The organism is Solibacillus sp. FSL W7-1436 (genome assembly GCF_038007305.1).
In the GTDB taxonomy this organism is placed as follows: Bacteria; Bacillota; Bacilli; order Bacillales_A; family Planococcaceae; genus Solibacillus.
On record NZ_JBBOWV010000003.1, the window covers coordinates 40,222 to 50,474 of the forward strand.

Annotated in this window: 7 protein-coding genes and 1 pseudogene; 4 read left to right on the forward strand and 4 right to left on the reverse strand. The window is 36.1% G+C overall.

Annotated elements, in window-relative coordinates; all coding sequences use genetic code 11:
- Nucleotides 1-187 precede the first annotated feature (187 nt).
- Complete coding sequence (locus tag MKX73_RS19545; RefSeq protein ID WP_340719037.1) at nucleotides 188-748, reverse strand: DUF3967 domain-containing protein; 561 nt, start codon at nucleotides 746-748, stop codon at nucleotides 188-190.
- A gap of 1,195 nt (nucleotides 749-1,943) precedes the next feature.
- Between MKX73_RS19545 and MKX73_RS19550 the strand changes: the two genes are divergently transcribed.
- From MKX73_RS19550 to istB, 4 genes and pseudogenes are all read left to right on the forward strand, one after another.
- The gene (locus tag MKX73_RS19550; protein ID WP_340719038.1) at nucleotides 1,944-3,338 is read left to right on the forward strand and encodes a replication-relaxation family protein; all 1,395 of its coding nucleotides are present in this window, start codon (nucleotides 1,944-1,946) and stop codon (nucleotides 3,336-3,338) included.
- Nucleotides 3,339-3,746: 408 nt separating this feature from the next.
- Nucleotides 3,747-4,490 (forward strand): annotated as a pseudogene (locus MKX73_RS19555) (aldehyde dehydrogenase family protein); the annotation flags it as partial.
- A 1,172-nt stretch (nucleotides 4,491-5,662) separates the two neighbouring features.
- The gene (istA, locus tag MKX73_RS19560; RefSeq protein WP_340719041.1) at nucleotides 5,663-7,183 is read left to right on the forward strand and encodes an IS21 family transposase; all 1,521 of its coding nucleotides are present in this window, start codon (nucleotides 5,663-5,665) and stop codon (nucleotides 7,181-7,183) included.
- Nucleotide 7,184: 1 nt separating this feature from the next.
- Entirely contained in the window at nucleotides 7,185-7,955 is a 771-nt protein-coding gene (gene istB, locus MKX73_RS19565; protein WP_340719039.1) for an IS21-like element helper ATPase IstB, read from the forward strand.
- A 61-nt stretch (nucleotides 7,956-8,016) separates the two neighbouring features.
- On the opposite strand, the gene tnpC is transcribed toward istB, so the two are convergent.
- The 3 genes from tnpC to MKX73_RS19580 all read right to left on the reverse strand — a co-directional run bounded on the left by tnpC (nucleotide 8,017) and on the right by MKX73_RS19580 (nucleotide 10,171).
- Nucleotides 8,017-9,567 (reverse strand): IS66 family transposase, encoded by a 1,551-nt coding sequence (gene tnpC, locus MKX73_RS19570; protein ID WP_340718479.1) that lies wholly within the window; start codon nucleotides 9,565-9,567, stop codon nucleotides 8,017-8,019.
- Between the two features lie 62 nt (nucleotides 9,568-9,629).
- The gene (tnpB, locus tag MKX73_RS19575; protein WP_340718478.1) at nucleotides 9,630-9,983 is read right to left on the reverse strand and encodes an IS66 family insertion sequence element accessory protein TnpB; all 354 of its coding nucleotides are present in this window, start codon (nucleotides 9,981-9,983) and stop codon (nucleotides 9,630-9,632) included.
- Entirely contained in the window at nucleotides 9,980-10,171 is a 192-nt protein-coding gene (locus MKX73_RS19580) for a hypothetical protein (protein WP_340718477.1), read from the reverse strand. Before MKX73_RS19580 ends, tnpB begins: the two co-directional genes overlap by 4 nt.
- Nucleotides 10,172-10,253: the final 82 nt, after the last annotated feature.

A 10,253-nucleotide genomic window follows, 5' to 3' on the forward strand; every position in this document is an offset into this window, starting at 1 on the left:
TGGAAAACTTCTTTGGCTTACTAAAACAGGAAATGTAAATACATCAAAAGATGACATGCAATAATTAGCTTATGCTTTAGTTTAAATTATACAAACGATGATATAACATCTATATCTACTGATATTTCAGATATAGATGTTATATCGTTGTATTCGATTTAACAGGCTTCTTGCCCCCAAATCGCAATTAGGTTTCCCGCCAAAATTTCCACCAGGATTTTTTCTTCTCTTCCTCTGCAGCTAATTGTCTTCTTGTTTCCATTGATTCTTTTAAAGCCAACATCAACTTCTTATCTCTTTCATCAATACTATTTTCAATATAGTTTTGCTGCTTTTCTAATTGTTCCAACAGTTTTTGATTGAACTGCATTTGATTATTTTTAAATGTCTCAAACACTTCTAATAACTTACTGTAATCAGGGTTTGCTATAGGTGCTGCATCTGTTATATCGTCTATGTCAGATTCTAATATGGCTTTCACCGCTTGACTCAAAGTTAACGATCCTGAATTTTTAAGCGTTACAATTTCCTTTATTACCTCTACATCTTTTGGATAAAAGACACGATGCCCTACTGAATTTTTATTAAATTCATATTGCTGCTTTTGCATTAATGCACAATATTTCCTCAGCGTACTTTCCTGGACACCCAGCATTTTACTTACCGTAACAGTGTCATAAATAAGTTCCCCACCAATTGTTTTATCAGATATATCCGATATAAAATTTATATTCGATGTATCAGACATAACATATCACCCCCTCTAATACATACAATTCGTAAAAACTCACTACATTCCTTTATAAATCGTTCTACAAAATAAGACATATCAGATATATCAGGTATAACTGATGTAAATAATATAATCAGCACGTAAGCTCAGTGAATAAGTGCGTTTCGTTGAATTAAAAAGCATGAGTCCGATACAATATCGAACTCATGCCTCACAGGTTACCTGAAATAATCGCGCCTAACTTTTGGGGGCCACTACCCTCTTACTCCACTTAAACCATAAGCCCTTTAAATAAATTACCAATAAATCCTTTGAAGTCTTATTCAATTAAATGGGCGCGATTGTTGAGTAACACAAGAAGAAAATAATTATACTTTTTTATAAAAAACTAACTTATAACTATTAAGGGAGAATCCGTTTTGAACAATACTTTTTCAAATGGATTCTTTTTTATTTGTTATAAAATAAGGAATTAAGGAGTATTTTGTTCAAACTTTATTTCAAAGCTACAAAAAACTGTTTTCTAAGTTAGTTGTAAACTAGTTTATTTCTAAATATTTTAGAAATAAGTAAGCTAGCTTTTTTCGATACAAATTGATGAAATGGTATTGTTAGCAATTTAACAAATAATTCCTTTCCTTTAAATACAAAAATACCATTTTAATATAATAAAAACTCCCCTTATCAAAATTGAAATCCCACCCATAAAATTATCTTGATTTTTCATTAGTAGGTTCGTTGGCACGTTCCAATGCCTACTCTAAATTCTTGCGAAAACCAAACATTTATTTACCTAATTTTATTACACATAGGCCTATGATTTGAAGGTATATGTGGCGGCACATTAATTTAAACCTTTAAAATAACAAGCCTTTAAGCCATTTCTACATGCTTACAATATACCCTAAAAAGAAGTACCTAATTTTGGGTAATCACCTGGGTTTTCACCTTAATAATTCCTTATTAAATTGAACAAAAATATCCCCCTTTTACACACTGCTTTATACTTGAAACACTTAGATTTTCTATTAAACAATTAGCCAATCTATTCTACTTATGTTATATTATGATTAATTCAAATTTACTTTTGTAAATTATGTAAAAACGGGACTACCCCGAAACTGATTTCCGCTTAGTTATTCGCTAAGTGGAAACCTGTTTCGGGGTTTTTTGTTTATTTAATCCGTTTGAAAAGGAGGAAACATTTATAGTGACAGCACCATTACTGTTTATTGATGGGAAAAGCTACACATTTTCTCATGCAGAACCAATCCCAAATAATGCAAAGGGCTTGTACCTTTCGGAATACGAGTTCACCATCTTACAACAGATTTATCTTCATCGCATGGTAGAAGCAAGTAGGGTTCATATTCTGTTCAAAATAGAAAGGAGTTCGATGAGGGCAAATAGCATCACGAATCGACTCGCTAAATTAGTAGAATATAAAATTCTTAAACGTAAGCAATCTGACACAAAGAGTATTCGTTATCGGAAATACTATTATTACATTGGGGAAGTAGGCTACGAAATTTTAAGGAAATATCATCCTTTTCCTATGGGTGCTTACTCGCCTAAAGATTGGAAAATACCCAATGCGCACAATGAAAGCTGTACCAATGCCATTATAGAGGCTCACAGCGCTAATGCTTTGCGTGAACAACCGTTTAATATTCGCTATGAGCGAGGCAGTCATCATGAACTCATACGTGAACGTGCTAATTTGAATGGTTGGGTAATCCCCGATTATATTTTGCAGCATGAAAATTTACTGATGTGTATTGAGTATGATACGGGCACTGAACCTGTCGGCCGCATTACAGAAAAGTCTAAAATATATGCTGGCAAGTTGGAATTACTAAAACAGAAAGGGTACCGATTAGCGATTATTTATTTAAAGAGCTCGAGCAATACAGGAAAAAGTAGCATACGCCGTATCCAGTCTATGAAAGCAGCGCATGAAACCATCTATAAACAAATACGGGATATTCCAATTTATGTCGTTGATGAAGCAGATTTATATACAATTGTTGAAAAATTATGCCTTGGTATGTATCCCTACCAATATGAGCAAACGCTATCGATTATCTTGAAGGCAGAACTCTTAGAACGTCTCAATAATAAGCAAGCGAAAGCCTTACGCTCCAATTCAATTGGATTATCTGAAATGTTACTTGAAAAAAAGGATGAATTTTTATTCCCCGAAAACTTTATTTTTCGCGCAGATCAATTTTTTGAGCACCGTGGCACTGTTAAAACGGTTGTATACTGTGCTGGAGAAATCGGTAGTGTACACACATATATCCATTTACGCATAGCCAATAGTATATTCGCTAAGGCAAATGAATCTTTACTGATGACTGAAGTGAGTCCAATTGAATTACTCGTCACCTATGAAGGTATAGACAATACACAATTGATAAAGGAAGTGTTGGGGATACCACCACGCCTAGATATTCGCTTACAAACCTCTCTTGAAGTAGAGTTTGTATTTAATTTACTGTTTGATAGATATGGTACCGCTAATTTAGAGAATATGTTCGGTGATCCCATACAACGGTTAAAATCAATTTCTGCATTCAAAATGATTTGGGAGGAACATAAATGAATATTCCATTAAAAGGTAAGTTGCTATGGTTTAATGACAGGCTAAAGGTATGGGAAATGTGAGCAGAAGATTTGTTGAAATAGGAATTTATGAACGATCTAAATCTTTACATCATTTGCAGCAAGAGATCTCGGCATTCTTGCAACGGTATGAGCATTTCATGAAAATTCAAAAAATGTAAATGAATAACTTTATAGAAAAGCCATGTATGTTGTTAAATGATATGGTCCCCATTAGGTAGATAGATTAAAAATAAAATCTGTTTTTCAAATGGGGGGCATTTCAATTCCAATGTTACTCAAATCATATTTAGTTCAATTTTATAAAATTAGTTGAATATAGGGAGAGTTCTTAAGGAAGCAATTATTTGGCACGATAATTGCATGTGAATAGCTAGGGAGGATAATAATGGAAAAAACAAAATTGTATTTAAATGGGGAATGGGTATCAGCAAAGAGAACGTATGATTTATATTCCCCATATACTCGAGGAAAAATCGCTGAGGTAGCGCTAGCAAATGAATCTGATGTAAAAGCAGCTTTGATAGGAGCTCATAATGCTTTTAAAGAAATAAAGGACATGCCTTCTTATAAAAGAGCTGAGATTCTTTATAACGTAGTTGCTTTATTAAAGGAGAGGAAAGAAGAGGCAGCGAGTATTATTGCATTAGAGGCTGCAAAACCCATTAAAACAGCTAGAACTGAAATAGATAGAACTATTGCTACTTACCAATTTGCAGCAGAAGAAGCTAAACGTATATATGGCGAAACTATTCCAATGGATGCTGCACCAGGGGGAGAACAGCATATCGGATTCACTTGGCGAGAACCATTAGGTGTGGGAGTTGCAATTAGTCCATTTAATTTAGTAGCACATAAATTGGGACCAGCTATCGCTGCAGGTAATACAATTGTACTTAAACCAGCAGAGCAAACCCCTTTAAGTGCATTGTTTATTGCAAAATTATTTGAAGAGGCTGGTTTACCACCAGGTGCTTTGCAAGTAATTACTGGTGATGGGCGAGAGCTTAGTCATGCATTAACTACAGATCCTTTAATAAAAAAAATATCATTCACAGGAAGTGCAACTGTAGGGAAAATTATAAAAAAACAAGCTGGGTTGACGAAGATGACCTTAGAATTGGGCTCTAATTTCCTGGACTCCCAGCATTTTACTTACAGTAACCGTGTCATAAATAAGTTCCCCATCAATTGTTGTATCAGATATATCCGATATAAAATTTATATTCGATGTATCAGACATAACTCATCACCCCTTTAGTACATACAATTCGTAAAAACTTAGGACATTCCTTTGTAAAACGTTCTATAAATTAAGACATATTAAGTATAACGGACATAACTGATGTAACTGATATATCCAGTACGTAGGCTCAGCAAATAAGTGGGGTTAGTTGAATTAAGGCATGAGCCCGATGCAATACTGTACCTATGGTAACCAACAAACTAAAGGAATTTCTTAAGTTAGATGTTACATTTTTATTTTTTACTCATTCAAATATTTATATGTACGGCCTAGAGCTCGCTTGCTAAGGGGAAGAAGCATCCTAGGGCTATTTGGAATATTCGCAAGTGGAATGCAATAGCAACACTACTGAATTAAATTTAGGCAGAGTTAAGACTGCTGACTTAGCTGCTGTAACTAAGTCTAGGACGCAGTTACATGCTTTCTTGTTGATGTGGGCATTGGAAGAAAACTTATGAATGGAATTATCATATTATTGGCCAATTAAATTCGAATTCAAGGTAAAGGTTTTGTTATTGATAATGGAGAGATACAAAACTGAGGAGAGAATATGATTAATAATAAAAAAACAAGCACCTAAAATCTGGTCTTATTGCTGAATTTCTTTTTCGAGAAATGCGCCCGTGAGCTACAGGTGAATTGTGGAGATTACAATAAAATAAAAAAGCTACCACAGGCTGCAAGAGCAGCCAATAGTATCTTTAAATGTTATTCGGAAAACTGCAAGAGCAGTTCATAAAATAACAAAAGTAACTTATTGTGATTGATAAAATAAATTTTATCAATCTGACTTGACCTTTTCAAGTGGTGAAGGTACTTCATTGAAAACATACTTTCGGATTCATACATACCTAGGGGTTACGTAAAATTAATAATTTTTAAAAGCGACTAAGGATTAGAACCGCTGAATACCCCATCGATTGCTGAGAATGTAACCGCTAAAATAAACTTAACAGTTTTTGCTCATTTCAATTGAACACTTTTTCACCAATTTAATAGTTTCCTGTAAACTGAAAATATCAGTTTATTAGGAGGTTGTACCAATGGAGGAGAAGCTTGTGTTACATATCGAAATTCATCAATTACGCAATCGTCGATTAAAGGTTGCACAAATCGCAAAACGACTAAAAATATCACGTAACACCGTGTATAAATATTTAGGTATGTCATTTGAAGATGCAATAAATGAATTTAGTCAGACCGGACGCAAAAAGAAGCTGGATGAATACCAAGATTGGATTGTAGGTTGGTTACTTGAGTTTCCTAGCTTAACGGGAGCGCAAGTTTTAGATTGGCTACAAGAAAAATTCCCAACGATTGATGTAGGAGAAAGTACGGTTAGGCGTTATGTAAATGAAATTCGTGAAATTTATCAAATTGAAAAAGTAGATGAACCTCGAGAATACGAAGCCGTTATTGAACTGCCTCCAGGGAAGCAATTACAAGTAGATTGGGGACAAACCATTCAAAAAACAACGGTTGGTAAAGAAGTGAAATTATATTTCGTAGCCTTTGTGTTAGCACACTCCCGGCATAAATTCACTGTGTGGTTAGATCGACCTTTTACAACAAGAGATACAATAGACTGTCATGAAAAAGCTTTTCAGTTTTATGGCGGTATAACGGATGAAATTGTTTACGATCAAGATAATTTAATTGCGGTAAGTGAAAACGCTGGGGATCTTATTTTAACTCAGGAGTTTCAACAATACGTAAAAGACCGGAAATTTAAAATCTATCTGTGCCGCAAAGCAGATCCCGAATCGAAAGGCAAAATAGAGAGTGTTGTAAAATACGTAAAATATAATTTCGCTAAAAATCGAATTTATACAACACTTGAGGACTGGAACGATAGGTCTTTAAAATGGTTAGAACGTACAGGGAATTATAAAGTGCACAATACAACAAAAAAGAGACCTTTCGAAGTGTTTCTCCTGGAAAAGCAACACTTAAGAAAAGTCTCTACACCGCTTCCTAAATTAGAAAGCAACCATATAGAAATTATAACAAGGAATGTCAACAAGGACAACACAGTTCGGTACGCATCTAATCGATATTCCGTTCCACTGGGAACATATACGAACTATCCAGTCATACAAATAGTGCCCCAAGGGCAGAAATTAAAAATATTAGTACCGCATACTGGCGAAATTCTTGCGGAACATACCATTAGTTTAGAAAAAGGCAAACTAATAAAAAATATAAATCATGGACGTGATCGCTCTAAGTCGCTCGATGAGTTACAACGTAATGTGCTCACTTTATTTCCATTTAAAGGAGCCGAGCAATATATTCAAGATGTTTGTCATACATACGGTCGATATCGTAGAGATCAATTATTGTTATTCCAAAAAATTGCGAAAGAGAACCCAGAATGGATTTCTGCAGCAATTAATAAATGTATTCAAGAAAAGTTATATAGCGCAAATGAGTTTCGAGATGTGGTCGCCTATTTTAAGCGAACAAAAATTGAACCAGAACAGCCAATAACTACTGTAAAAGAATCAAAAGAATCGCTAGCAATAGCAGTTCAAACGAGAGATTTAAAAGAATACATTCAACGTATGGGAGGCAAATAATATGAGTAAAAGTGTGGCAGATATCCAACAGGCATTTAAGCAATTACGTTTAGCAGAAACGGCTGAGGGGCTCCCAGAGCTTCTCCGCCAAGCAGAGCAAGTATCGTGGACGTATTTAGAATTCATTGATGAACTAACAACATTAGAGCTTAAAAGACGAGAAGAAAAGAGTATCGAAAAGCGTTTATCGTGGGCACGTTTCCCATACCATAAGCCGTTGCATATGTTTCAGTTAGAGGAGCAAACAGCGATTACAGAGCGCCAAATGAAACAGCTGCAAGAGTTCCAATGGTTAGAGCAAAGTTACAATTTAATTCTTTTGGGACCACCTGGTGCAGGGAAAACGTTATTGGCCGTAGGCTTAGGCATTGAAGCCATTCAAAAAGGCTTTCAAGTCTATTTCATAACAATGGGAGAATTAATTCAGTTATTGAAAACTGAGGAATTTACACATCGCTCACAAATCCAATTAAAACGTTTGAGAGCGTCAGATTTAATTATTATCGATGATGTGATGTATATGGCTTTAGATCAACGGGAAGCCACTTTATTCTTTCAACTCGTACATCAGCTATACGAACAAAGTTCGCTAATATTGACATCAAATCGAAGTCCAGAAGAATGGACAGAGTTAGTAGATAACCAAGGGATGATGACTGCTATTTTAGACCGCCTGTTACACAGAGTCGAGGTCATTCATATGAACAATGAAAGTCATCGTTTAAAACATCAACAAAGAATCTTTAACGTAAGCCCGAAATATAAAAAATAGCGCACCTTTACGGTACGCACGACAAATGGCCAACTATCCTAAATTTTTTTCAGATAGTTGGCTATTTTGCACATGTGGCTTGAATATTTTCTGACCAAGGCATGTAGTTATGTAAAATCTCAGGTTGCTGATGAAATGGTAAATTTGGTAATTCCGTCATCAGCTTCACCAGATACTGATAAAAATCAATCCCGTTTGCTTTGGCCGTTTCAGCCAAGCTTAAACAGATGGCATTCGCATTGGCACCCGCTTCGCTCACAGAGAAAAGCCAATTTTTACGGCCAATAACATTTGGACGAATCGCATTTTCAGCGGGATTATTGTCAATTGCGATGTGACCGTTATCAAGAAAGACTTTTAACTCATCTGCTCGGCTCAATGTGTAGTCCGCTGCTTTCGCAATTGCGTTTTTACCAAAGAAAGGAGAACGGTCAATCCAATCGAAAAATTCAGCTACGATGGGCTTTGCTTCTTGTTGACGAACTCGCACACGTTCTTCCGGTAAAAGGTGTTTGATTTTACGCTCGATGTGAAATAAACGATCGCAATATTCAACACCTATTCGCCCGTTTTTACTATCAGCTTTCAGCCAATAACGTCGTACGTGCGCCCAACAGTTAGCGAACTGAACATTAGGCAATTGACCATAAGCCGAATAGCCATCACAAATCACAGTCCCTTTGAACCCTGCAATTAAATTTTCTAATATAGCTCGCCCTCGTGAGAGAGCGCTCTTAAATAAAACGATAATAGGACCTTCACTTTGTACACTACGACATACCCAGTTATAGGCGTTCGATTGAGCGGATTTCCCATCTGAACGTTTGAGTATTTGTGCATACGTTTCATCCACATGCAGCACAGATTTCGCCGTCAATAGTTGCTTCATCAAAACATAAAGCGGTTGAAGCCAATCTTCTGCTACGCGTATTACCCAATTGGATAAATTCTTATCGTTGGTATGTAGGCCATGTCGCTCCCATTCATTTACCTGACGGTAAAGAGGCAAGTACTGGATAAACTTATCATAGATAAGTTTTGCTAAAACAGTGGGTCCGGCAATGCTTCTTTGGATAGCGCCTTGTGGTGCTTTACCACGTTTGATTTGTGCTTTTTGTAGGGCATCTTTTTTACACGCTTTGCACTCATAAGCATGTTCAAAATGTTGTACACGTTTCAACGTAGCTGGAATAAATTTCGCTTCTTCACGTACCATCGTTGAACTGAATTCTACCATTTCACCGAGACAACAATCACAAGCTAAATTAGCTGGATGATGATGAATTTCCTCAACTTCAATATCCTCACGAAACGAATCATTTCGTTTTTTATTTGTCTTTTTACGAGTAACGGTATAACTAACCGTTTCCGTGCTTTGTTCTTCTGTCTGCTCAGGTTCGTTAAAAGACGGATCTTCTTCAAATAAAGAGCCCTGTCCGTCTGGTGCTTGATATTTGGATTTCTCTGACTTAGAGCCGTATAAGGCTTTCGTTAATTGACGAACTTGTTCCGTCAACGCTTCTATTTGTCGATTTGACTGAGCTAACTGTTCTTCAAGTAATCGTATAATACGTTCGTTTTGTTCTTCTTGCTTCTGTTTAACAAGCGTCAAATCGTTCACCACTTTTCCGTTCAAGTTATATGTGGATGATTATACCATTTAATATATGATGATTAAAAGATACCTTTTACAGATTTTGCAATTGCCTTCGGCTGTTGTAGAGATAATCCTTCCAACAACCAACGCAGCTCTTGTTGCGAAAGTTTGCGTACCTCATTTTCATCTTTTGGCCATTGTAATTTCCCATTATCTAATCGTTTATAAAGCATGGCGAAGCCATCTCCATCGAAATACAAACATTTATACCGATCCTTGCTCCATCCAGAAAACAGAAAGATAGAATCACTATACGGATCCAATTCGAAAGAATCTTGAATGAGCGTTGCGAGACCATCAATACCTTTACGCATGTCTGTCTTACCGCAGATGATGTAGATGTTTTGCACGCTCGTAAAATCCTGTTTCATCCCTTCAGCTCCTTCATAATGGTTTGGATAATGCGCTCATCTACGCCATTGAAGAAGGAAATTTCAGCCACAGCGGTTTTAATTACACAACTTGGCTCAGCAGTGTATTGAAGAGAATGATTCGAAGAAGTTTCAACTGGAAGAGGATCGAGTTTGACGGGAACAATGGTTAATTTGTTTTTAGACATAAATGGCACCTCCTTTGGTTGATACATTTATCGTACCGGAGGTGCCTGATGTTTTATATGCGTTGTTTGATTACGGGCTTAC